This is a genomic window from Micromonospora sp. WMMD956, assembly GCF_029626125.1.
Lineage (GTDB): Bacteria > Actinomycetota > Actinomycetes > Mycobacteriales > Micromonosporaceae > Micromonospora > Micromonospora carbonacea.
Genome location: NZ_JARUBI010000005.1, coordinates 7,151,906 through 7,173,912, shown reverse-complemented (window position 1 = coordinate 7,173,912; position 22,007 = coordinate 7,151,906). Strand labels below are relative to the sequence as shown.

General features: G+C 76.5%; 20 protein-coding genes. 8 read left to right on the top strand and 12 right to left on the bottom strand.

Translation table 11 applies throughout. The features are described 5' to 3' along the window. Position 1 precedes the first annotated feature (1 nt). Genes O7628_RS31065 through O7628_RS31045 form a run of 5 tightly spaced genes read right to left on the bottom strand, consistent with a single transcriptional unit; the run spans position 2 to position 7,785 of the window. The gene (locus O7628_RS31065; protein ID WP_278135901.1) at positions 2-1,375 is read right to left on the bottom strand and encodes an ABC transporter substrate-binding protein; all 1,374 of its coding nucleotides are present in this window, start codon (positions 1,373-1,375) and stop codon (positions 2-4) included. Next, positions 1,372-2,487 carry a hypothetical protein gene (locus O7628_RS31060; protein WP_278135900.1) on the bottom strand — a complete coding sequence of 372 codons (1,116 nt, stop codon included), beginning with the start codon at positions 2,485-2,487 and terminating at the stop codon, positions 1,372-1,374. Before O7628_RS31060 ends, O7628_RS31065 begins: the two co-directional genes overlap by 4 nt. Continuing rightward, positions 2,484-3,917 carry a VWA domain-containing protein gene (locus O7628_RS31055; RefSeq protein WP_278135899.1) on the bottom strand — a complete coding sequence of 478 codons (1,434 nt, stop codon included), beginning with the start codon at positions 3,915-3,917 and terminating at the stop codon, positions 2,484-2,486. Before O7628_RS31055 ends, O7628_RS31060 begins: the two co-directional genes overlap by 4 nt. A gap of 11 nt (positions 3,918-3,928) precedes the next feature. Further along, a complete protein-coding gene (locus O7628_RS31050; RefSeq protein ID WP_278135898.1) occupies positions 3,929-6,136 on the bottom strand; it encodes a tetratricopeptide repeat protein in 2,208 nt (735 codons plus the stop codon). Then, positions 6,136-7,785, bottom strand: coding sequence for a serine protease (locus tag O7628_RS31045; protein ID WP_278135897.1), 1,650 nt, complete (start codon positions 7,783-7,785; stop codon positions 6,136-6,138). Before O7628_RS31045 ends, O7628_RS31050 begins: the two co-directional genes overlap by 1 nt. A 173-nt stretch (positions 7,786-7,958) precedes the next feature. On the opposite strand from O7628_RS31045, the gene O7628_RS31040 reads away from it, so the two are divergent. Further along, positions 7,959-9,233 (top strand): MFS transporter, encoded by a 1,275-nt coding sequence (locus tag O7628_RS31040; RefSeq protein ID WP_278135896.1) that lies wholly within the window; start codon positions 7,959-7,961, stop codon positions 9,231-9,233. Positions 9,234-9,284: 51 nt separating this feature from the next. Beyond that, a complete protein-coding gene (locus tag O7628_RS31035) occupies positions 9,285-10,232 on the top strand; it encodes an alpha/beta hydrolase (RefSeq protein WP_278135895.1) in 948 nt (315 codons plus the stop codon). A 19-nt stretch (positions 10,233-10,251) separates the two neighbouring features. Here the strand turns inward: O7628_RS31035 and O7628_RS31030 are convergent, their stop codons facing one another. Then, a complete protein-coding gene (locus O7628_RS31030) occupies positions 10,252-11,481 on the bottom strand; it encodes a helix-turn-helix domain-containing protein (RefSeq protein WP_278135894.1) in 1,230 nt (409 codons plus the stop codon). A gap of 84 nt (positions 11,482-11,565) precedes the next feature. On the opposite strand from O7628_RS31030, the gene O7628_RS31025 reads away from it, so the two are divergent. From O7628_RS31025 to O7628_RS31015, 3 genes are all read left to right on the top strand, one after another. Further along, positions 11,566-12,657 carry a ferredoxin reductase gene (locus tag O7628_RS31025; protein ID WP_278135893.1) on the top strand — a complete coding sequence of 364 codons (1,092 nt, stop codon included), beginning with the start codon at positions 11,566-11,568 and terminating at the stop codon, positions 12,655-12,657. Positions 12,658-12,671: 14 nt separating this feature from the next. Continuing rightward, a complete protein-coding gene (locus O7628_RS31020; RefSeq protein ID WP_278135892.1) occupies positions 12,672-13,835 on the top strand; it encodes an acyl-CoA desaturase in 1,164 nt (387 codons plus the stop codon). Positions 13,836-14,166: 331 nt separating this feature from the next. Then, positions 14,167-14,919 (top strand): methyltransferase domain-containing protein, encoded by a 753-nt coding sequence (locus O7628_RS31015; protein ID WP_278135891.1) that lies wholly within the window; start codon positions 14,167-14,169, stop codon positions 14,917-14,919. 14 nt (positions 14,920-14,933) lie between these two features. On the opposite strand, the gene O7628_RS31010 is transcribed toward O7628_RS31015, so the two are convergent. From O7628_RS31010 to O7628_RS30995, 4 genes are all read right to left on the bottom strand, one after another. Further along, positions 14,934-15,113, bottom strand: coding sequence for a hypothetical protein (locus O7628_RS31010; protein ID WP_074473522.1), 180 nt, complete (start codon positions 15,111-15,113; stop codon positions 14,934-14,936). Positions 15,114-15,381: 268 nt separating this feature from the next. Further along, the gene (locus tag O7628_RS31005) at positions 15,382-16,089 is read right to left on the bottom strand and encodes a spermidine synthase (protein WP_246383886.1); all 708 of its coding nucleotides are present in this window, start codon (positions 16,087-16,089) and stop codon (positions 15,382-15,384) included. Between the two features lie 130 nt (positions 16,090-16,219). Continuing rightward, positions 16,220-16,588, bottom strand: coding sequence for a DUF4180 domain-containing protein (locus O7628_RS31000; protein ID WP_278135890.1), 369 nt, complete (start codon positions 16,586-16,588; stop codon positions 16,220-16,222). Further along, positions 16,581-17,042, bottom strand: a complete 462-nt coding sequence (locus O7628_RS30995; protein WP_278135889.1) for a helix-turn-helix domain-containing protein — start codon at positions 17,040-17,042, stop codon at positions 16,581-16,583. Before O7628_RS30995 ends, O7628_RS31000 begins: the two co-directional genes overlap by 8 nt. 128 nt (positions 17,043-17,170) lie before the next feature. On the opposite strand from O7628_RS30995, the gene O7628_RS30990 reads away from it, so the two are divergent. Next, a complete protein-coding gene (locus O7628_RS30990) occupies positions 17,171-17,728 on the top strand; it encodes a histidine phosphatase family protein (RefSeq protein ID WP_278135888.1) in 558 nt (185 codons plus the stop codon). Positions 17,729-17,787: 59 nt separating this feature from the next. On the opposite strand, the gene O7628_RS30985 is transcribed toward O7628_RS30990, so the two are convergent. Continuing rightward, entirely contained in the window at positions 17,788-18,057 is a 270-nt protein-coding gene (locus O7628_RS30985) for a metal-sensitive transcriptional regulator (RefSeq protein ID WP_043968569.1), read from the bottom strand. 168 nt (positions 18,058-18,225) lie between these two features. Here O7628_RS30985 and eccB point away from each other — a divergent pair, with 168 nt between their 5' ends. Continuing rightward, the gene (eccB, locus tag O7628_RS30980; protein ID WP_278135887.1) at positions 18,226-19,635 is read left to right on the top strand and encodes a type VII secretion protein EccB; all 1,410 of its coding nucleotides are present in this window, start codon (positions 18,226-18,228) and stop codon (positions 19,633-19,635) included. 101 nt (positions 19,636-19,736) lie between these two features. Here eccB and O7628_RS30975 read toward each other — a convergent pair whose 3' ends face one another. Next, the gene (locus O7628_RS30975) at positions 19,737-20,339 is read right to left on the bottom strand and encodes a class I SAM-dependent methyltransferase (protein ID WP_074473202.1); all 603 of its coding nucleotides are present in this window, start codon (positions 20,337-20,339) and stop codon (positions 19,737-19,739) included. Between the two features lie 340 nt (positions 20,340-20,679). On the opposite strand from O7628_RS30975, the gene O7628_RS30970 reads away from it, so the two are divergent. Beyond that, positions 20,680-21,969 (top strand): hypothetical protein, encoded by a 1,290-nt coding sequence (locus O7628_RS30970; RefSeq protein ID WP_278136450.1) that lies wholly within the window; start codon positions 20,680-20,682, stop codon positions 21,967-21,969. Positions 21,970-22,007 lie beyond the last annotated feature (38 nt).

Sequence of the window (22,007 nt, the reverse complement as noted above, 5' to 3'; positions counted from 1 at the left end):
GCTACCCCGGCGGGCTGAGACACGGCAGCCCCAGCCACTCCTGCGGCGGCGTCCGGTCCCGCACGCTATCCAACTCCTTCAACAGGCTGTCCAGCAGAGCGGGATCGGCCAGGTACTGCAGGACGGCCGAGTGGAACGCGGCGGTCATCGCCGCCGGCATCATGTCCGAGGCGTCCCGGCACAGCGTGCCGGTGGCGAGGGTCCGCGCGATGCGGCGCGGCAGACCGTCCGGGTACGCCGCCGCGTCGGTCGCCGCGTTCAGGGTGAACGCCAGGTGGCCGCTCGCCTCCCGCCACACCTGGCGGGCCCGCTCGCCGGCCAGGAAGCGGATCAGCGCCCGCGCCTGCGGCGAGTCGGCGAACATGCCCACCACGTCCTCCGAGACCTCCCGCACCGGCGGGTCCCCCGGGCCGAACGCCGGGGAGGGGAAGAAGTCGAACTCCGGCGTCGGCCGGCCCGGCGCGGACCCTGCGGGCCGCCCGTCGAGGAACCTCCGGTAGGACCCGACGATGAACGACGCCTGATGGTCGAGGAAGCACGTCGGGGGCGAGCCGAACATGCCCGGCCCCGCCACGTCGAAGTTGACCAGCAACGGGTTGGGCGTGCCCCGCCCGGCCCCCACCAGCGCGCCCCACGCCTGCCAGGCCCCCCGCACCTCCGGCGACGTCCACGCCTGCTGCCCCGCCGCCCACCGCTGGTAGACGGTCTGCCCGGAGCGGTGCAGCAGGATGTCCTCGATCCAGTCGGTGCCCGGCCACCCGGACTGCGGCTGCGACCCCATCCCGAGGCACCACGGCGCGCCGCCCCGGTCGTCGAGCGCGCGGGTCAGCGCCACCAGCTCCGCCCACGTCGCCGGCGGCGACGACACCGTGGGGCCGCCCGGCGCGTTCGTGCGGTGCCAGATCAGGCTCTTGGCGTGCACGGCGACGGAGAGCCCGTACACCCGGGCGGTCGCGGCCCCCGGCGGCGGCAGCCGCAGCAACTGCGGGGCGAGGCCCGCCTCGCCGGCCGGGACGACGTCGTCGAGCGGGAACAGGTCGCCGCTGCGCACGTACGCCTTCAGGTCGTTGAGCCGGGGCAGCACCGCCACGTCGGGCGGCCGTCCCCGGTCGACCCCGGACCGCAGCACCTGGCTGACGTCCCGGGTGCCCTGGTAGGTGTACGTGATCCCGGTCTCCGCCGTGAAGGCGTCCAGCACCGCCAGGAAGGGCCAGGCCTCGCTGTTGCGCCGCCGCTCCTCGTCGGTGGCGCCCCCGCCGTCCTCGGACCAGGACGCGACGACGCTCAGGGCCCGCGGCCGTGGGGGATCGGCGCAGGCGGCCGGACCGATGCCGACGAGCAGGACCGAGATCAGGGCGAGCGCACCGCGTCTCATCGTTGTCGATACCTGTATTCCTCTAGTCGGGGCAGGAAACCGACGACCACCAGCGCGGCGGCGAGCAGGGCCGCCGCCGGCAGGACGACCTCGCCGCCGCGGCTGTTCGCGGCCCGCGCCGCGAGCCCGGTGGCGTCCTGGCCGTGCCGCCACGCCGTGCTGCCGGCCGCGTCGATCTCGTTCGCCGACCCGGCCGACGTCGGATCGCCGTCGCGCTGGTCGAGTACCTGCTCGATCGTGTCCGCGCACGGCGTCGGCGCGCAGGCGGTGCGGAGCAGGGCGGCCAACTGCGTGGCGTTGCGGTCGGCCAGCGCCGCCAGCTGGACCCCCCGGGCGGCGGCGGCCCGGTCCGTCGCGGCCCGCGCGTCGCCGAGCTGGCCGGTCGAGTGCAGGCTCGTCGCCGTGGTGCCGCCCAGCGCCAGCACCGCGAGCGTGGCCAGCAGCAGCGGCGCGTTCAGGGCCCGCCGGAACCGGCGGCGCAGGAACAGTTGGGCGGCGAGCAGCAGCGCGCCGAGGGCGAGCACCGGCAGCAGCCAGAGCAGGATCGTCGCCCGGCCCGTCCAGGCCCCGTCGACCTGCCGGTCCAGCGCCGCGTCCTGCTTCTCCTCCAGCCGGTCGAGGCGCAGCAGGATCTCCTCCAGCAGGCCCGACGCGTCGCGCAGCGCGGCGGTGCCCAGCGCCCTGCCGTCGGGCTGGGCGAAGTGCGCGTGGGCCCGCTCGATCAGGCCGGCGTAGGTGACCAGCGACGCCTCGACGACCTGGATGTCCCGGCTGCCGTCGTCGCCGGCGGCGTTGTCCTCCGCGATCTCGGCGAGGTGCTGGCCCGCGCGGGCGATCTGGTTCTGGTAGTCCTCGCCCGGGCCGGCGAGCAGCCGGGTGCCGGCGGCGAAGCTGGCCACCGCCGCGCCGTGGGCCTCCCGCAGAGCGACCTGGGTGTCGTACACGGCCAGGATCGCCGGCACGGAACGGTCGTAGGCGGCCTCCGTGGTGCGCTGCACCCCGAGGAAGGCCGCGAGGCAGCCGGCCAGCGCGACCGCGTTCGCGGCGAGCAGCGCCCACAGCAGCCGCAGCAGCGTCCGCCGGGTGGTGCTGGTCAGCGCCGTGCCGCTCACGCCGGCACCGGGCCGGCGTCGGCGGGGTCGGTGAACTCGTGGCGGCACCGCTGGCAGAACCGGGCGCCCGGCGGCGAGCGGTGGCCGGCCGGGCAGACCCGGGGCGGGGCGTCGGCGGCCGGCCCGGGCTCCGACGCCGGCCGGGGGGCCGGGCCCGGCACCGTGACCGACGACCGCACGGCCACGCTGATCACGTCGAGCCGGGGCAGGTCCTCGCGCAGCCGCACCGGGGCGGCGTCGACGTCCTCGACGAGCAGTCGCAACTGTTCCAGGTGGAACGCGTCGCCGGCGGCGGTGGCCAGCGCGACCGCGCGGCCGAGCAGCCGGGCGGCCGTCTCCCGGTCGCCCGTGTCGTACGCGTCGCAGCCGTCGGCGATGAGCCGGCTCAGCTCCTCCTGCCCGGTGTAGTGGGCGACCCGCGGGTCGATCCGGCTGGACAGGGCCAGGTCCTCCGTCCAGTGCGCCAGGAGGTTCACCGGCCCGGTGGCCGGCACGTCGTCCAGCAGCAGGTCGACGCGGGCGACCCGCAGGTCCTCGCCCGTCGGCCGGCCCGCCGGGTCCACCTCGAGGCACAGGTGGTACTCCCGGGCCTCCGCCCCCCAGGAACCGGTCGGGCAGGTCACGGAGCGGTCGTCGAGCGGCGTCACGGGCAGCTCCATGATCGTGGGATGCACCTGCCGGCAGGACAGCACCCGCGCCGGCGGCACCACGGCGATCCGCAGGCCGGCCCGGGCCACCCGCTTGGCCATCGTGGCCCGCATGGTCGCCCGGAAGTCGGCCTCCAGCTCCTCGGGTCGGCGGACCGCGTCGGCGGTGCCGTGCAGCGCCTCGGCGACGCGGGTCAGCTCGCGGGGCTCCCAGGCGTCGCCGACGCCCCGGGCGTCGCAGACGAACTGCCCCGCGCAGGCCGCCAGCACCTCCGCCAGCCGCTGCGGCGTCTCGTGCTCGTTGCGCCCGTCGGTGAGCAGCAGGGCGTGCCGGATCGCCTCCGGGTGCCCGGCCAGCAGCTCCCGGGCCAGCTCCAGCCAGGCGCCGATCGCCGTGCCGCCGGCCGCGGCGAGCCGGCCCAGCTCGCGCCGGGCCGCGTCCCGGGTGGCCGGTGCGGCGACGGCCAGGCCCCGGTGGGCGGGGTAGACCATCCGGGCCTCGTGGGTGCCCTCCACGACGGCGAAGCGGACCCCGTCCGGCAGCATCTCGACGGCTGCGGCGGTGGCCCGCCGGGCCGCGCCGAGCTTCGTCGGCGGGTGCGCCATGGACCCGGAGCAGTCGACGACGACCACCTCCGCGTAGCCGGAGCCGTCGACCTCGGGCGGGGCGTCGCCCGCGCCGGCCCGCGCGGTGACGGTGAGGATCGCGTGCAGCTGGCGGTCCCTCGTGGACAGGAACCGGTCGTGGTCGATCCGCAGGTCGAAGTCGAGCGCGCTGGACACCGGGTCGCTCCTCACCGTGCTCGCAGGAAGGTCAGCGGCCGGACCGCGTTCGCCCGGTCGACGAGGACACCGTGGTCGTTGGCCGTGCGCGCCTGCCGGGCCAGGTCCCGCAGGGACCGCTCCAGCAGCCGCCGCAGGGACCGCTCCGCCGGCGCGTCGCCCAGTGTCCCGCCGGCGGCCAGGCCGGCGGCGCCGTGCGCGAGGACCCGGTCCAGGGCGGCCTGCCGGAGCACCGCCGTCATCCGGTCGCGCGCCTCGCCGTGCCGGGCGCCCCCGTCCAGCCGCAGGCGGTCGAGGCGGCGCACCGCCTCGTTGAGGTGCTCCGCGCCGGGCGGGTCGTCGCCGAGCCGGGTGGCCAGCACCCGCACGGCCGCGACCTGGGCGGCGTCGTAGTGCCGGGAGACGCGGGGGACGCCGTCGAGGAACTGCACCGCCGCCTCCCGGTCGCCGTCGGCCAGCCGCAGCCGGGCCAGCCCGAACGCGGCGCTGGCGGCCGACCGGTCCCGACGCCACACCGCCCGGTAGTAGCGGGTCGCCTCGCCGGCGTCGCCCCGCTGCTCCGCGCAGTAGCCGAGCGCCAGCTTGGGGGCCACCTCGCCCGGCAGCTCCGCGTACGCCCGGTCGAACCGCTCGCCGGCCTCGGCCACGTCGGACCGGGCGAGCGCCAGCAGGCCGTGGTGCCAGACCAGCCGCCAGTCGGCGGCCGCGTCCTCCCGCAGCAGCCCGGCCGCGATCTCCAGGGCCTCCTGGGCCGGCCCCGGCCCGGCCAGCTCCAGGTGCGCCCGGCAGCGCGACAGCTCGACCTCGACCGAGGCCGTCTCGAACGCCGCGAGCCGGGCCAGCAGGCTGCCCGGGTCGAGCGCGCCGATCAGGTGCAGGGCGGCGGTGGCCGGGTCGCCGGCCGCGGGGCGGGGCACCGGCAGGCCGGTGGCCACCGAGGGCGGCGCCGGGCGGCCGTGGTGCGGCGCCTCGGCGGCGGCCGGGTCCGTCCAGGCCGCCAGCGCCGGCACCGCGCCGAGCCCCGCGTCGAGCAGCGCCGCCGTGGGGGCGAACACGGTGGAGGGCTCCTGGGCGCGGTCGGCCGGGGGCGCCGGGAGCAGCTCCCGCAGCACGCCCTTGAGCTGCTCGGACATCTCCGACGCGGACGCGAAGCGGCGACGCCACTCGGGGTGGGCGGCCCGGGTGACCAGCCGCCCGAACGACTCCGCACCGAGGGCGGTGTCGCGGCCGGGGGAGTCGAGCGGGGGACGGCTCAGCTCCCGCAGCATGACCCCGACCGCGTAGAGGTCCGAGCGCACCGTGAACCCGTGCGCCGCCAGCTCGGTCGGGCTCACCCCGTAGGTCTCGGTGCGCACCTTCGGGCTGTGCCGGTCGTCGGCCCGGCGCACCCCGCCGAGGTCGATCAGCTTGACCCGGTCGGCGGTGCGGACGACGTTGCCCGGGTGCAGGTCGGTGTAGAGCAGCCCCTTGCCGTGCAGGTGGTCCAGCGCGGTCAGGATCTCGTGGCCGTAGGCGAGGATCTCCACCAGGGGCAGCGTGACCGCCGGCCGGGTCGGGTCGACCGCCGCCTGCCAGAGCTCGTGCAGCGGCATCCCCTCCAGGTATTCCATCACGATGTAGCTGGTCTGCCCGCCGAAGAGCCGGTCCGGCGCGCTGACGAAGTTGAAGATCCGGACGATGTTCGGGTGGTCCAGGGTGGTCAGGAACTGCCGCTCGGAGACCTCGATCGCCAGGGCGTCGGGCTCGGTCTTGCTGATCAGCCGCTTCAGGGCCATGGGCTTGCGGTCGAGGTGCACGTCCTCGGCGAGGTAGACCTGCCCGAGGCCGCCCCGGGCCAGGTAGCCGACCACTTCGTACTGCCCGGCCACCAGGTCGCCGGGCGCGAGGGCGGAGACGAACGCGAAGGGCGTGCCGCAGTGCGGGCAGTAGCCGTGGTCGAGCCGCTCGGCCCCGCCCCGGCCGACCTCCCGCCGGCACGCGGGGTTGGCGCAGAACCGCTCGTGCTCGGGCACCGTCAGGCCGGCCGTGGTGCGCCGGTGGCCGGTGAAGTCGCGCACCGGCAGGGACACCAGCCCCGCCACCGGCCAGGTCTCGGCCCCGACCGGCGCCCCGGCCGTCGGCCTCGTGGCCCGTGCCGGCCGGGGCGCGAGGCCGCAGACCTCGCAGAAGCCGTCGGCGTCGACGACGCCCGGACAACCCGGGGTACGCGCACAGCGCATCAGGACGTCGCCCCTTCCCGCCGGTCGTCGAGGGCGCCCCGGACCGCCTCGGCGTAGGCGTGCACGGCGTCGGCGGCCTCGGTGAGGTCGCAGGGGCCGGCCCAGAGCAGGTCGTGGGCCTGCCGGTAGGACCGCCCGATGCCCCGGTGCTCGGTCAGCCCGCCGGCGACGGCGCGGGCCCGGTGCGCGTCCAGCAGCCCCCGCAGCTGCTGGTGCTCGGCGGCCCGCGCGGTCAGCTCGCGCCGCAGCGCCGTCGCCTCGTGCAGGGCCCGGTCGGTGCCCTGCTCCATGGCGGCCAGGTGCTCCAGCAACGGGCCGGGGTCGGGCTCCCGGGCCGCGGCCCGCAGCGCCGTGAGCCGGATCCGCAGCAGGGTGGCCCGCGGCTTCTCCGGTGGCAGCCCGCGCACGCGCGCCTCGAGCCGGCGGCGGTGCTCGCGGGCCAGGTGCTCGGCCTCGTGCAGCCCGGTGATCCGGCGGGCCAGCAGCGCGAGCCGCAGGCCGACCGCGGGGCTGCGGAAGCCCACCAGGATCCGCAGGTCGCGGTCGGCGGCGCGGTCGACGATCGGGCCGACCACGTCGTCGACCAGCGCCTCGGGGTCGCTCGACTCGTCCACGCCGTCGATCAGCAGCGACCGGGGCGCCGCGTCGCCGAGCAGGTCGCCCGCCGGGGGCCCGGTGCTGCCGACGAAGCCCAGGATCCGGGCGGCCAGCTCCCGTGGTGGCTTGCCGGCGGCGTCCAGCGCCAGGTCGATGCTGCCCAGCGGCGGCAGCGACGGGTCCCGTTCGGCGGCGGCCGGATCGACCGACGACGGCCGGAGTTGCCGGTTGGCCAGCACCACGGCCCGGCGCACGGTGGCCGAGGACGCCGACGTGGGCGGGCCGGTGACGACCACCAGGACGTTCTGCGCGAAGCGGCGGGCGAAGAAGTCGGCCGTGCGCCGGGCGACCTCGCCGTCCTCCCGGCCGCCGCCCACCGACGTCAACTCCCGGTCGACGGAGGAGTCGCCGACCACCCACGTCTGGAGCAGGGGCAGATGGTGGAGCAGGGTCTCCACGGGGATCATGAACGACCGGCCGGAGGCGGGCCCGCTGTAGTAGGAGACCACCATGCCCACCACGTAGCCGGTCTCGTTGTCGACCGCCGCCGCGCCGCTGAACCCGCTGCGCACCCGGAGGCCGGGGCTCGCCGGGCTCGGGTCCATCTGCATCCACTCGTTGGCCGGGCCCGTCCCCCCGTGCAGGACGGCGTGGACGGTCTCGCCGTCGCGGAACTCCTTCGGGAACCCGAACGCGTAGACGTGTTTCTCCCACAGGGGCAGCCGCCGCAGCTCGGCACCCGGGCGGCCGGGGACCGGGTCGGAGAGTTCGAGCAGGGCGATGTCGCCCTGGCCCTCCTTGCCCGCCGGCACCCAGCCGCCGGTCACGACCCCGGCGGACCGGGCGGACAGCCGGGGCAGGCGCACCAGTTCGACCTGGACCCGGTCGGCGGGCGGGGTGGCCCCCGCCGTCGCGCGGCCGACCGCGCGGTCGACGACGTGGGCGCAGGTGAGGACGTGCCGGTCGCCCAGCAGCGTCCCGCTGCCGAGGATCACGCCGTTGCCACCACGGACGCGCACCACCCACGGCTGACGGCCGTGATTCTCCCTCACCTGTGCATGGTATTCGCAGAGTCTTTCGACGGTGGGGCGCGGAATTGACCATTGTAAGAAAGACGACTCGGCCGCGAAACGCGAAAGAGGCGGCGGTCGAAGCATTCGTGAATGGATTCCGCCGCGATTCCCGTGCCCCGCGCGGCCCGCTGCGGTGGGCTACCCTCTGCCCGGTGAGCGTGACCACGTCGACGCCTGTCGCGCCCGCGCCGCACGGGCGCGGCCGGGGCTTCCGCGCCCTCTGGGCGGCCCAGGTCCTCTCCGTGCTCGGCGACTCGTTCTCCCAGCTCGCCGTGCCGCTGCTGGTGCTCGACGCGACCGGTTCGATCGCCACCGCCGGCCTGCTCACCGGCGCGTCCGGCGTGGCCGCGGTGGTCGCCGGCCTGTTCGCCGGCGTCGTCGTGGACCGCTTCGACCGGCGGGCGCTGCTGGTCGGCGCGGACGTGGCGCGGATGCTGCTGCTCGCGGCGGCCCCGCTGGTGTGGTGGCTGGCCCCGACCCCGCCGATCTGGCCGCTGTTCGTGCTGCTGCCGCTCGCTGCGGCGATCGGCATGGTGTTCCAGGTCGCCGCCGTCACGGTGGTGCGCGGCCTGGTCGACGGCCCGGAGCTGACCCGGGCGAACGGCCGGCTGTACGCCGGCACCGCGCTCGCGGCGGTCGCCGGCCCCGCGTTGGCCGGTGCCGTGTCCGGCTGGTGGGGCCCGGCGGGCGCGCTCGCCGTCGACGCCGCCAGCTTCGGCGTCTCCGGGGCGCTGCTGACGCTGGTCCGGCTTCCCGCGCGCAGCGCCGCGCCCGCCGCCGCGGCGGGCCGCGCCGGGCCGTGGACGGAGTTCCTCGCCGGGGCGCGGTTCCTGTGGCGTCACCGGGTGCTGCGCCCGCTGACCGCGCTGCTGACCGTCTTCCTGCTGTTCACCTACGGCATGGACGACGTGGTCGTCTACCACCTCAAGCACGGCCTGCACCAGCCCGACGGCGCGGTCGGCCTGGTGCTCGCCGCCGGCGCCGCGGGCACGGTCACCGGTTCGCTGGTCGTCGCGCGGCTGCGCCGACGGTTCGGGTTCGGGGCGTGCTGGATCGGCGCGACCGCGGCCACCGGCGGCGCGGTCGCGGCCCTCGCGTCGACCCGCCGGCCCGCCGAGGTCGGCGCGCTGGTGGCCGTCTACTTCGGCTGCCTCAGCGTCGGCGGCATCTGCTCGCTGTCGCTGCGCCAGGAGGTGACGCCGGAGCACCTGCTCGGCCGGGTCACCGCCGCGTTCTGGACGATCCACTTCTCCCTCGGCGGCGTCGGCGCGGCGGCGTTCACCTGGCTGGCCCAGCGCCACGGCGCGCCGGTGACCTTCGTCGTGGCCGGTGCCGGCGGGGTCGCGGTCGCGGTCGCCGCCCTGGGCACCGCCGTGCGCCGGGCCGGCCCCGCCGCCGGCCCCGCAGCCGGTCACCCGATCGGGTGACCTCCCGCAGTACCGTCTTCGGCCCGGCCCGTCGCTGTCAGAATCGGCCGCATGTCCAGCACCGGGGAGATGATCACGCTCAGGGACGGCCGCCGGATGGCGGTGCACCGCTCCGGTGCGGACACCGGCCGTCGGGTGGTGGTGTTCTGTCACCCGGCCCCGGGCTCCGGGGCCTTCGACCCCGACCCCGCGGCCACGCGCCTCGCCGGGGTGACCCTCCTCGCCCCGGACCGGCCCGGTTACGGCGGCTCCGAGGCGGCCACCGGCTGGTCCGACGTGCCGGCCGCCGCCGACGACCTCGCCGAGCTGATCGACCAGCGCGGCCTCGGGCGGGTCGCCGTCGCCGGCTGGTCGGCCGGCGGGCGGGTCGCGCTCGCCCTCGCGGCCCGCCGGCCCGACCTGGTGCGCCGGGTGGCCGTGCTGGCCACCCCCGCCCCCGACGAGGAGGTGCCCTGGCTCGACCCCGGGCAGCGGGACATGCTCGCGGCGCTGCGCGACCGACCCGTCGCCGACGTCCGCGCCGCGCTGGACGCCGCGCTGACCCCCCTGGTGCCCGCCGACCCTCGGGACCCGGCCGCGGCGCGGCTGCTCGGCGCGAACCGGGCCGACGAGGCCGCGTTGGCCGACCCGGCCACGGCGGCGCGGATCGGCGACCTGCTGGCCGAGGCGTTCGTCCAGGGCGCGCGGGGCCTGGCGGACGACGTCGCCGGCTACTCGCTGCGCCCCTGGGGCTTCACGCCCGACCAGGTGCGGGCGGACACCCTGCTGCTCTACGGGGCCGGGGACGCCCTCGCCGGCCCCGAGCACGGCCGTTGGTGGCGCGACGCGCTGCCCGACGCCCGGCTGGAGGTCGTGCCGGACGCCGGTCACCTGTTGGTGGCGCAGTCCTGGCGTAGGGCCCTCGACCACCTGGTCGGTCCGCCCGCGCGGGCCACCTCCGCCCGGGAGGCGGTCGCGCTCATCCTCCGCGCGTCGAGCCCGCCGCGTCCGGTGCGCTAGCGGCGACGCGCGAACCCGTTCAGCCGCCCTCCTCGGGCGGCAGCACCGCCAGGGCGAGCGTCAGGTCCAGCACGGTCTGCGGGTCGAGCAGCCGGTCGCCGTACAGCTCCCGCACCTGCGCCATCCGGTAGCGCACGGTCTGCGGGTGCACGAACAGGGCCGCCGCCACGTCGTCGCGGCGGCCCTGGTGCAGCAGCCAGGCCCGCAGCGTCTCGGCGAGCCGGTGGGCGGTGGCCGGCGGCAGCGCGGCGAAGGGCTCCAGCACCTGCGCGCGCAGGTCGGTCAGGGCCTCCGGGTCCGTGCTGAGCAGCAGCCGCGCCAGGTGCCGCTCGGTGTCCAGGGGCGCGTCGGCGTCGTCGTGCGGCAGCCCGAGCGACAGCGCGCGGGTGGCCCGCTCGTACGACCCGGCCACCCGGTGCCACGGCCGGGCCGGGCCCAGCACCGCCCGGTGCCCGCGCAGCATGCGGGCCAGCTGCCGCCGCCGGCCGCCGTGGACGTCGGGCACCAGCAGCACGGCCAGCTCCTCGGCCGGTTCCGTCCCCGGCACGTCCTCCCCGCTCTCCAGCGTCTGCGGGCTCAGCGCGGTCAGCACCGTGCGGAGGCCGCTGCGGGGCAGCAGCACGACGGTCAGCGTCTGCGGCGGGGGCCAGTCCGCCCGGGTGGCGCTGCGGCGCAGCACGTCCTCGGCCTCGCCGGCCAGCAGCTGCTGGGCGAGTCGCTCCAGGTAGCGCTGCCGGGCCCGGCCCACGCTGGCCAGCTCGTCGGCGTGCCCCGCCACGCTGGCGGCGGAGAGCTCGTCGATGTAGGCGAACATCAGCTCGGCGAGCTCGGCGACCGTCGTCGCCGCGAGCCCGGCGCGCACGGTGGTGGTGGAGACCTCCCGCCAGGCCACCCGCGCCCCCACCCGGTACGCCGCCAGCAGCGCGTCCATGCTGCGGCCGGAGCGGGCCTCGCCGCTGCCGAGGGCGTACGCCGCCTCCAGCGCGGGGGCCAGCGGGGTGCTCGGGTCGGCTGCGGCCTGGGGACGGCCGACGAGCTGGAGGAAGGTGCCCAACGCGATGCGTACCGCGTTTTCGATCTTGGCCCGCATCTGCCCGGTGAGGGTGCCCGAGTAGGCCGGGACCTCGGCCGTGATCGCGGTGACCGTGCGCTCGGCGACCGCCGGCAGCACGGCGAGCAGCCGGGCGGCCGTCGGCGCGTCCAGCGCGAGGTGGGCCGCGCGGCGACCGGTCCCGGACTCATCCGACATCTTGTTCTCCCGGAACAAAACCGTGCAGGGCTTTCATCTTTCTTGGCCAAGATGTTATGCGATCGTGTCCGCCACCCTGGTCCTATGACCACCACCGTCCCGCGCCCGTCCGGCCGCCGCACCGTCCGGGACAGGCTGTTCCGGCTCGCCGAGACGGTCACCACGCCGCTGCTGCCCGACGACTACCTCGACCTGGTCGCCCCGCTGCGCTCCGGCGCGGCCCTGCGCGGGCGGATCCTCGACGTCCGGCCGGAGACGCGGGACGCGGCGACGGTGACCATCCGGCCCGGCCGGGGCTGGCGCGGGCACACCCCGGGGCAGTACGTCCGCCTCGGCGTGGACGTCGACGGGGTCCGCCAGTGGCGGGCCTACTCGCTGACCTCCGCCCCCGGCCGCCGCGACGGCCTGATCTCGGTCACCGTGAAGGCGATCCCGGACGGCCGGGTCAGCAACCACCTGGTCCGCCGGGTCCGGCCCGGCACCCTGGTCCAGCTCGACCAGGCCCAGGGCGACTTCGTCGCGCCCGCGACCGCGCCGCGGCGGGTCCTCTTCCTCACCGCCGGCAGCGGCATCACCCCGGTCATGGGGATGCTGCGCGCCGGCGTGCCCGCCTCGGCGGACGTCGTGCTGGTGCACTCCGCGCCCACCGCCGACGACGTGATCTTCGCCGCCGAGCTGCGCGGGCTCGCCGCGCGGGGCGCGATCCGCCTCGTCGAGCGGCACACCGACACCGACGGCGTGCTCGGCGTGGCCGAGCTGGCCGACCTGGTGCCCGACCACCTCGACCGGCAGACCTGGGCGTGCGGCCCGGTCGGCCTGCTCGACGCGGTCGAGGCACACTGGGCCGCCCACGGGGCGGCCGACCGGCTGCACACCGAGCGGTTCCGGCCCACGGTGATCTCCCCGGGCACGGGTGGCGACGTCACCTTCACCCGCGCCGGAGTCACCGTCGCCGCCGACGGCGGCACCCCCCTGCTCGACGCGGGGGAGGACGCGGGGGTGCTCATGCCGTCCGGGTGCCGGATGGGCATCTGCTTCGGCTGCGTGGTGCCGCTGCGCCAGGGCGCGGTCCGGGACCTGCGCAACGGGGAGATCACCACCGCCGTCCCCGGCGACGGCGTGCTCATCCAGACCTGCGTGTCGGCGGCGGCCGGTACCTGCGACATCGACCTCTGACAGGAGAACCGGACGTGACCGCCATCCAGAAGAAGGCCCACAACCCGATCGCCCACCTCACCGCCGCCGACATCGAGGAGCTGGGCCGGGAGCTCGACGCCATCCGTGACCGGGTGCTCGCCAGCCGCGGCGAGGCCGACGCGGCATACATCCGCAAGGTGATCTCCACCCAGCGCCGGCTGGAGCTGGGCAGCCGGGCGGTGCTGCTGTTCTCGCTGTTCCCGCCGGCCTGGGTCGTCGGCACCCTCGGCCTCGCCGTGGCCAAGATCCTGGAGAACATGGAGATCGGCCACAACGTCCTGCACGGCCAGTACGACTTCATGCGCGACCCGAAGATCCACTCGACGACCTGGGAGTGGGACCACGTCTCCCCGGCAGAGCAGTGGAAGCACTCGCACAACCAGCTGCACCACACGTACACCAACGTGCTCGGCAAGGACAACGACCTCGGGTACGGCATCATGCGCGTCGACGAGGACCAGCCCTGGCACCCCGTCCACCTCGGCCAGCCGCTGTGGAACCTGGTCAACGCCTGCTTCTTCGAGTACGGCATCGCCGCGTACGACCTGGAGCTGGGCCACAACCTGCGCAAGGGCCGGCACAAGGCCCCCGAGTTCCGGGCCCGCGCCCGGGCGGTCGGCCGCAAGATCCGCCGCCAGTTCCTCAAGGACTACGTCATCCACCCGCTGCTGTCGGGGCCGTCGTTCCTCAGCACCCTCGCGGCCACGTTCACCGCGAACCTGATCCGCAACCTGTGGAGCCACTCCGTGATCATGTGCGGGCACTTCCCGGAGGGGGTGGAGACCTTCGAGAAGACCTCCATCGAGGGGGAGACCCGGGGGGAGTGGTACCTGCGGCAGATGCTCGGCTCGGCCAACATCAGCGGCAGCCGGCTGCTGCACATCATGACCGGCAACCTGTCGTTCCAGATCGAGCACCACCTCTTCCCGGACCTGCCGAGCTGCCGCTACCAGGAGGTGGCCCCCGAGGTGCGGGCGCTGTTCGCCAGGTACGGGCTGACGTACACCACCGGGGCGCTGCCGAAGCAGGTCGCCTCCGCCTGGTGGAAGGTCATCCGGCTCTCGCTGCCCAACCGGGCGACCGAGCCCCCCGCCGCCACCCCGCCGGCCGCCGCGCCGCAGGAGCGGCAGGACGCCCTGGCGACCTCGTCGGCCTGAGCGGCCGGTCCGGCCGGCGGGCTCCGGAACCAGCCGGATGGGCAAGGCCTCCCGAACCCGGTCGGTCCGGGCGCGGCCTGCCGGCGCGCTGCTCCGGGCGTCCGACGCCGCGGGCGTTTTGCCATTCGGCAAGAATCTTTGTCACCGCGTCGGCGTACTCCGCATGCTCGACGGGCCGGGTGCCGAAGGCAGCCGGGCTCTCGACGGGAGGTCAGCCAGTGGCAGATGAGACGAGCGCAGGTCGCGGCGCGGTCGCGGCGGGAGGCGGCGCGGCCCGGCCGGGTGCCGCCGTGGCCGCGACCCGGGCGCCTCGCGCGGAGGGCGGGGCCCGATGACGCACGCGTTCGACAAGGGGTACTGGGAGCAGATCTGGCAGGGCGACCGGGCCCCGGCCATGGCCGCCGCCGGGGCCAACCCGCATCTGGTGCGGGAGGTCGACGACCTGACGCCCGGCACGGCCCTGGAGGCGGGGTGCGGGGCGGGAGCCGAGGCGATCTGGCTGGCCGCCCGCGGCTGGCGGGTCACCGCGGCCGACGTCGCCGCCGGCGCGCTGGCGCGCGCGGCCGACCGGGCCGCCGCCGGCGGCGTGGCCGGCAGGGTGCGCTGGGTCGAGGCGGACCTGTCCACCTGGCAGCCGCCCGTCCGGTACGACCTGGTGACCACGCACTACGCGCATCCCGCGATGCCGCAGTTGGACTTCTACGAGCGCATCGCGTCCTGGGTCGCCCCCGGCGGCACCCTGTTCATCGTCGGCCACCTCCAGCACCACGGCCAGCACGCCGCGGCGGGCCACGGTCACGGCGGCCACGGTCACGGCGGCGGCCACGGCCACGGTCACGGCGGCCACGGCCACGGGCACGGCGCTGGCCACGGCCACGGTCACGGGCCCGGCGGCGGCCCCGGGTCGGGCGAGACCGGGCCGCCCGCCGCGGCGTCCGTGACCGCCGCCGACATCACCGCGCGTCTCGACCCGGCCGAGTGGGAGATCGTGACCGCGCAGGAGCCGCGCCGGACCGTGACTGGCCCCGGCGGCCACCCGATGACCCTGCACGACGTCGTCGTCAGGGCCCGCCGTCGGCGCTGATCCCCGACTCGTGCTCAGCGGCGCGCCGAGTGCCGGTGCTGCACCGTCTGGCGGCCCTTGACGAACGCGAACACGATCACCGCGAGCAGCGCGATCACCCCGATGATCACCAGCCAGCGGACCGCTTCGAGCAGCAGCCCCAGCAGGACGAGCGCGCCGGCGACGACGCCGACGACCCAGAGCATGGCGCGCATGTCCACCTCCCGTTGACCGGAGGGCCCCGTCGGTCGGACGCCCCGGACGCCCCGGCCCACCGGGGCGTCCGCCGCGCGAGCGGCCCAGACGCCTTTCCCGGTTCGGCTGGGACCATGCCCGCCGGGACCGCGTCCGCCGACTCTCGCCGACGCCCCGCCCGGCGGGCCGGGCCCGCCCGACGCCTGCCCGTCCGCCCGACGCCGTGGCGTCGTCGGACCGGACCGCGTCGGCCGGCGACGGGCGGTCGGCCGGCGTCGGCCGGTCGGGCTAGCGACGGGCGACGTAGACGGTGTTGGCCGACTCCCGGCCCTGCAACGGGTTGGGGAAGCGGACGACGTGGGCCAGGGAGGTCGGGAACACCCCGGTGAGCACCCGCTGGAAGTCCGGGTCCGGCGGGTCGTTGGACCAGAGCGCGAAGACCCCGTCGGGGTGCAGCAGGCCGGCGAGGCGGCGCAGGCCCTCGTCGGTGTAGAACGGGGCGTGGCTCGGGTGCAGCACGTGCCGGGGCGAGTGGTCCACGTCGAGCAGGATGGCGTCGAACCGGCGGCCGGGCGAGTCCGGGTCGAAGCCCGCCCCGTCGGCCACGGCCGCGAAGAAGTCCGCCCGGACGAACCGGGTGCGCGGGTCGTCGGCCAGCCCCGCCGCGAACGGCAGCAGGCCGCGCCGGTGCCAGTCGATGACGTCCTCGATCGCCTCCACCACCAGCAGCGAGGCCACCCGGGGGTCCTCCAGGGCGGTGCGGGCCGTGTAGCCGAGGCCGAGGCCGCCCACCACGACGTCGAGCCCCGTGCCGCGCAGCGGGGCCAGCCCGAGCCGGGCCAGCTCGATCTCCGCGACGGGGAAGAGGCTGGACATCAGGAACTCGTCGTCGAGCTTGACCTCGTAGACCTCGCGGTCCAGCGCGGGGTCGTGCCGACGGCGCAGGCTGATCTCGCCGATCGGGGTCTCCCGCCAGGCCAGTTCCTCGAATCGCACGCCCACGCGGTTCCTCACTTCGGCCGGGTCCGAGCGGATGTTACCGCCCGCGCGGGCCCGGCCGCCGCAACAACCGCCATCCGGTACGCGGCGCGCCCGCGCCCGGCGGCCCGGGGTGGGCCGGGACCGCTCAGGCGGCGGCGCGCAGCCGGGCGTCGAGCGCGTCGAGGTCGGGCAGGAACCACACGTGGTCGGCCCGGTTGGACTCGTGCACCAGGGCGCGCAGCGCCGGGCTGCGCGCCAGCCGCTCGGAGATGTCGCCGATGACGGCCAGGCGCAGCCGGTAGTTGACGAACTTCTGCATGACGTCGCCGGCGAACCGGGTGCCGAGCGAGAAGAACCCCTCGGGCAGCCGGTTCGCGGGCACGGCCACCACCTGCGCGCCGAGGAAGGCCGCGCCGATCAGGTCGAGCGCGTCCTGCTCGGTGGCGACCAGCGGGCCGTCGGGGTCGCACACCAGCACCGGCACCCCGGCCAGCTCCCGCACCTCGTCAGGCATCTCCCACCTTCCCTTCCTCGCGGCCGAGCAGGCCGCTGTCGGCGTCGAGCACGGCGTCGAGCAGGCGCAGCAGGTCGGCAGTGGCGGCGGCGCCGCCCAGGATCACGATCTTCATCCGGCTCCGTTCCGCGTCGTGGACCACCTGCACCCGCAGCGGGCGCGCGAGGTCGTAGCCGTTGTTCGCCCCGGCCAGCACGACCGTGCCGAGCCGGTCGGCCGTGGCCCGGTCGACGCCGTCGACCTGCACGATGCTCGACACCTCCAGCGCGGCGCTCCCGGCCGCCGGGGTCGACGGGCGGCCGGTGAGCGCGTCGAGGTCGGCGCGGGCGATCCGGTACTGCTTGCCGATCCGGGTCGCCCGCAGCCGGCCGGCGCGGATGTAACCGCGCACGGTGCGCACGTGCAGGCCGAGGAGGTCGGCGACCTGCTCGACCGAGTACATTTCCTCACTCATCGCTCCCTAGCGTATCCCGAACAGGGAAAGATAGGGAACTTCTATTCCGCCGACCGAGGGTCGGCTTCGCTCACATGGCTGTCACTTGACGGCAACCTCTGCCGCTGTCGGGCCCCTAGCCTTGATCCATGTCGACGCGGATCGTCTTCGAGACCCATTCCTGGAGTGAGGACAACGACCGGGGGGTGGCGACCGGCTGGCTGCCGGGGCGGCTGTCCGCGCGCGGCCGGGCGTTGGCCGCCGAGCTGGGCGAGCGCAGACGGGCCGACGGCATCGCGGCCGTCTTCACCTCGGACCTGCGCCGGGCGGTGGAGACCGCCGAGGTGGCCTTCGGCGGCGTCGGCATCCCGATCCTGCACGACTGGCGGCTGCGCGAGTGCGACTACGGCGACCGCAACGGCACGTCCGCCGTGGAGCTGCACCAGGGCCGGGCCCGCCACCTCGACTCGCCCTACCCGGGCGGCGAGAGCTGGCGGCAGGCCGTGCTGCGGGCCGGGCGCTTCCTCGACGACGTCCCGCTGCGCTGGCGCGGGCGTCGGATCCTGGTGATCGGGCACGTCGCGACCCGGTGGGCGCTGGACCACCTGCTCGACGGCGTGCCGCTGGAGGAGTTGATCGCGGAAGACTTCGCCTGGCGCGAGGGCTGGGAGTACGACACCGGCAGCCGCCACCCCGCCCGCGCCTGACCCGCGCCCAGGGGGCGGCCCGCCGGGCGCGGGGGATCAGGGCAGGACCGGCGGGGGAGTCAGGACAGGGCCAGGAAGAGCTTCTCCAGCTCCTCCTCGGTCATCTCCGGGTCCTCGCCCCGGTCGCGGGCGGCGTTGCAGTGCCGCATCCCGGACGCGATCAGCTTGTAGCCGGCCCGGTCGAGGGCCTTGGAGACCGCGGCGAGCTGGGTCAGCGTGGCGCGGCAGTCCTCCCCCGACTCGATCATGTCGATCACGGCGTTGAGCTGGCCCCGGGCCCGCTTCAGGCGGGTCAGGGCGTCGGCGGTCATCTCCGGTCGCAGCTTCACCTTGCGTCACCTCCGCGGAGAAGGGTACCCCGGGGGGTACGAGGCGGCCACCGTTTCGCGGCTCGCCAGACGATCTTCCCGCGTGGCCGGCACCCGGTGGCGGAGGGTCTCCGGGGTGTCGACGCAGCGTCTATCCTGTGGCCCGACCGACCCGTCGGAGGGGACCGCATGCCGTCGCGGCAGGACCAGCTTCACTCGTACCAGTTCACCGTGCAGCGGGCGGTCGCCGCCCTGGTGATGCGGGAGACCGACCCGGCGCGGTCGCCGTTTCGGCGGCTGGCCGGGGCCGGGCTGGCCAGTGTCCTGGTCGCGGCGATCGCCCTCGGCGGCTTCGCCCTCTACGGTCTGTTCGCCGGCGGCGGCACCCGGTGGCGCGACGCCGGCGCGGTGATCGTGGAGAAGGAGTCCGGCGCCCGGTTCGTCTACCGCGAGCAGAAGCTGCACCCGGTGCTCAACTACGCCTCCGCCCTGCTGATCATCGGCGCCGAGCGGGCGAAGACCGTGCTGGTCTCCCGCCGCTCGATCGAGGGCGTGCCGCGCGGCCTGCCGCTGGGCATCCCCGACGCGCCCGACTCGCTGCCCGACCGGGCCCGGCTGTCCGCCGCCGGGTGGACGGTCTGTTCGGCCACCCCGGCGGCCGAACGCGCCGCCGCCGGGGCCGAGCCCGCCGCCCCCCGGTCGGCCGTGCTGATCGGCACGGCCGCCACCGGCGGTCAGGCCCTGGGCGACGACGCGATTCTGCTGCGCCACCCGGACGGCGGGCTGCACCTGGTCTGGCACGCCCGCCGCTACCTGCTGCGCGACGCCGGCCGGGTGCTCGCCGCGCTCGCCGCCACCCGGCAGCGGGCGGTGCCGGCCGCGCCCGCCCTGATCAACAGCATCCCGGCCGGGGCCGACCTTGCCCCGCCCGACCTGCCCGGCCTCGGCCAACCCTCGCCCCGGGTGCCCGGCGCGGCGGTCGGCGACGTCTTCCTCGTCCGCAACTCCGGCGGCGGCCGCCAGTACGCCGTGGCCCTCACCGGCGGCCTCGCCGGCGTCACCGAGCTGCAGGCCACCCTGCTGCTGGCCCGCACCGGCCAGGGCGAGCCGGAGGCGATGACCCTCGGCCGGTTCGCCGCCCTGCCCAAGCTGCCGGACCTGGTGCCGTCCGGGCCCGCCGCCCCGCCGCCGGCCCCGCCCCGGCTCGCCGCGGCGGACCCGGGGGCGCTCTGCGTCCGGGTGGGCGACGACGCGGGGGCCGGCGACGACGCGGGGGTGGGCGACGTGCGGCTGGGCGTCACCCTGCCCGACCTGTCGGACAGCCCGCAGGCGGCGGGCGGGCCGGCGGTCGCCGATCACGTCGTGGTCGAGCCCGGGCGCGGCGCGGTGGTGGAGTCGGTCGCCGCCCCGGGCGCCACCGGCGGCGCGCTCTGCGTGGTCACCGACCTCGGCCGCCGGTACGTGCTGGCCGACCCCGCCGTGCTCGGCATGCTCGGCTACCGGGACGTGCGTCCCGTCCGGCTGCCCGCCGGCCTGGTGAGTCTCGTGCCGGCCGGCAGCCCGCTCGACCCGGCGGCGGCCCGCTCGGCCGGCGAGTAAGGAAGGGCCCCCTGTTAACGCCTACGGTAGAGAAGGGTTCCCCGCTCACCTCGCTCCGGCGGGCGAGGGCACGCCCGGAGGGCGGGCGCGGGGGCGGCGGGTCAGGCGGGGCGGCGCAGCACGGTGACGGCGAAGTCGGCGTCGTCGCGCCACGGCCGCAGGTCCCAGGTGGCGAAGCGGTGCTCCGGCCGGAGGCCGACGGCGACCGCGTCGGCGTCGAAGTCGGTGAGCCGGTAGCCCCGGTCGGTGCCGAAGCCGACCACCACCGCCCCGTCGGGGCGCACGTGCGCGGCGACCCGGCCGAGCACCTGCCGCTCGGTGCCCGGGGCGACGAACGCCATCACGTTGCCGGCCAGCACGGCGGCGTCGAACGGCTCGGGCTCCCCGGCCGCCGCGAGGTCCAGCTCGGCCAGGTCGCCGACGAGCCAGCGGGGGCCGGGGTGGTCCGCCCGAGCCGCCTCGACCAGCACCGGGTCGGCGTCGACGCCCACGACCAGGTGGCCCCGGGCGTGCAGCGCCGCGCCCACCCGGCCGGTGCCGCAGCCGGCGTCGAGCACGCGGGCGCGCGGCGGCACCATCGCGTCCAGCAGCCGGGCCTCGCCGGCCAGGTCCGCGCCCTCGGCCGCCAGCCGGCGGAACCGGTCGACATACCACTGCGAGTGTTCGGGGCCGGTGTCGGTCACCCAGCGGGTCGGGTTCGCCATCGCCCCACGCTAGCCGACCCGGCCCGACGCCCCTGTGGCCAGCCCGTCCGGCCCGGCAGCAGGGGTGCAGATTGATCAATAACAAGACATATGCCGATTTTCTGCTCTATGCTGGAACTCGGTGCTACCGGGAGTGGGTCATGATCAACTGGGTTGTCTCACTCGCCGGCCGGCTGCGCGGCGCACCAGCACCAGCACCAGCACCAGCACCGGCGCCAGCGCCGGCGCTGCGCCCGGCGGTCGTCGGGCGGCGGCCCGCCGGGCCCCCGCGGGCAGCCGCGTGAGCACCGGCACCGCCGCCGACGGCGGCGCGCCGGCCCGCGCCCGCGACGCGGGGGCGCTGTGGAGGCTGGCCGTGGCCACCCTCGACGGCAACTGGGAGCACGACCACACCGTCCCGTCGCGCACCCTCTACCCGCACCAGTGGAGCTGGGACTCGGCGTTCATCGCGGTCGGTCTGTCCCACGTGCGCCCCGACCGGGCCTGGCGGGAGCTGCGCACCCTGTTCGCCGCCCAGTGGGCCGACGGGCGGGTGCCGCACATCGTGTTCAACCCCGCCCTGCGGGCCGGGTCCTACTTCCCGGGGCCCGCCTTCTGGGACTCGGCGCGGGTGGCCGGCGCGCCCGCCGTGGCCACCTCCGGCATCGTCCAGCCGCCCGTGCACGCCCTCGCCGCGTGGCTGGTGCACCGCCGGGCGCCGTCGGAGCGCAGCCGGGCCGAGCTGGCCTGGCTCTATCCCCGGCTGGTCGCCTGGCAGCGCTACCTCACCGGCCGGCGCGACGTCGGCGGGGCCGGGCTCGCCAGCATCGTGCACCCGTGGGAGTCCGGGCTGGACAACAGCCCCGCCTGGGATCCGCCGCTGGCCGCGGTGCCCGCCGACGTGGCGGTCATGCGGGCGTACCAGCGGCACGACACCGACCACGCCGACGCCGCGCACCGCCCCACGGACCTGGACTACGCGCGTTACGTCGCGCTGGTCGACGCCTACCGGGCCGGCGGATACCGCGACGACGGGCTCGGCGGGCGGCACCCGTTCCTGGTGGAGTGCCCGCTGCTGAACACGGCGCTGGGGCTCGCCGAGCACGCGCTCGCCGCGATCGCCCGCGAGACCGGGGCCGACCCGGGCCCGCACCGCGAGCGCGCGGCCCGCATCACCGCCGCCCTGGTGGACCGGTTGTACGACCCGGTCGGCGGCACCTTCCACCCCCGGGACCTGCGCACCGGCCGGCTCGTCCCGGCCCGCACCGCGCTCGGCCTGATGCCCCTGGCGCTGCCCGGCCTGCCCGCCCGGCCGGTCGCGGCGCTGCTCGCCGAGGCCTGCTCGCCCCGGTTCGGGCTGGCGGCCCGGATGGACCGGCCGCTGCCCAGCCACGACCGCACCGCGCCCGACTTCGAGCCGCTGCGCTACTGGCGGGGCCCGAGCTGGCAGAACCTCAACTGGCTGCTGTGGCGGGGGCTGCGCGCCCACCACCGGTTCGACCTGGCAGCCGGGCTGCGCGACTCGATGATCGACCTCGTCGCGACCGCCGGCTGCCACGAATACTTCCACCCCGACACCGGCGCCGGGCTCGGCTCGCCCGCATTCGGCTGGACCGCCGCGCTGCTGCTCGACGTCCTCGCCGAGACCTGACCGCCTGCGGTCCGCGACGGCGGCCGCGGGTCCGGCCA

Coding starts and splice junctions, on each gene's coding strand:
- O7628_RS30975 (WP_074473202.1), bottom strand. CDS start 20,339: ATGGCGAACCCGACCCGCTGGGTGACCGACACCGGCCCCGAACACTCG.
- O7628_RS30995 (WP_278135889.1), bottom strand. CDS start 17,042: ATGAGTGAGGAAATGTACTCGGTCGAGCAGGTCGCCGACCTCCTCGGC.
- O7628_RS31025 (WP_278135893.1), top strand. CDS start 11,566: ATGACCACCACCGTCCCGCGCCCGTCCGGCCGCCGCACCGTCCGGGAC.
- O7628_RS30990 (WP_278135888.1), top strand. CDS start 17,171: ATGTCGACGCGGATCGTCTTCGAGACCCATTCCTGGAGTGAGGACAAC.
- O7628_RS31065 (WP_278135901.1), bottom strand. CDS start 1,375: ATGAGACGCGGTGCGCTCGCCCTGATCTCGGTCCTGCTCGTCGGCATC.
- O7628_RS31010 (WP_074473522.1), bottom strand. CDS start 15,113: ATGCGCGCCATGCTCTGGGTCGTCGGCGTCGTCGCCGGCGCGCTCGTC.
- O7628_RS31050 (WP_278135898.1), bottom strand. CDS start 6,136: ATGCGCTGTGCGCGTACCCCGGGTTGTCCGGGCGTCGTCGACGCCGAC.
- eccB (WP_278135887.1), top strand. CDS start 18,226: ATGCCGTCGCGGCAGGACCAGCTTCACTCGTACCAGTTCACCGTGCAG.
- O7628_RS31000 (WP_278135890.1), bottom strand. CDS start 16,588: ATGCCTGACGAGGTGCGGGAGCTGGCCGGGGTGCCGGTGCTGGTGTGC.
- O7628_RS31030 (WP_278135894.1), bottom strand. CDS start 11,481: ATGTCGGATGAGTCCGGGACCGGTCGCCGCGCGGCCCACCTCGCGCTG.
- O7628_RS31015 (WP_278135891.1), top strand. CDS start 14,167: ATGACGCACGCGTTCGACAAGGGGTACTGGGAGCAGATCTGGCAGGGC.
- O7628_RS31035 (WP_278135895.1), top strand. CDS start 9,285: ATGTCCAGCACCGGGGAGATGATCACGCTCAGGGACGGCCGCCGGATG.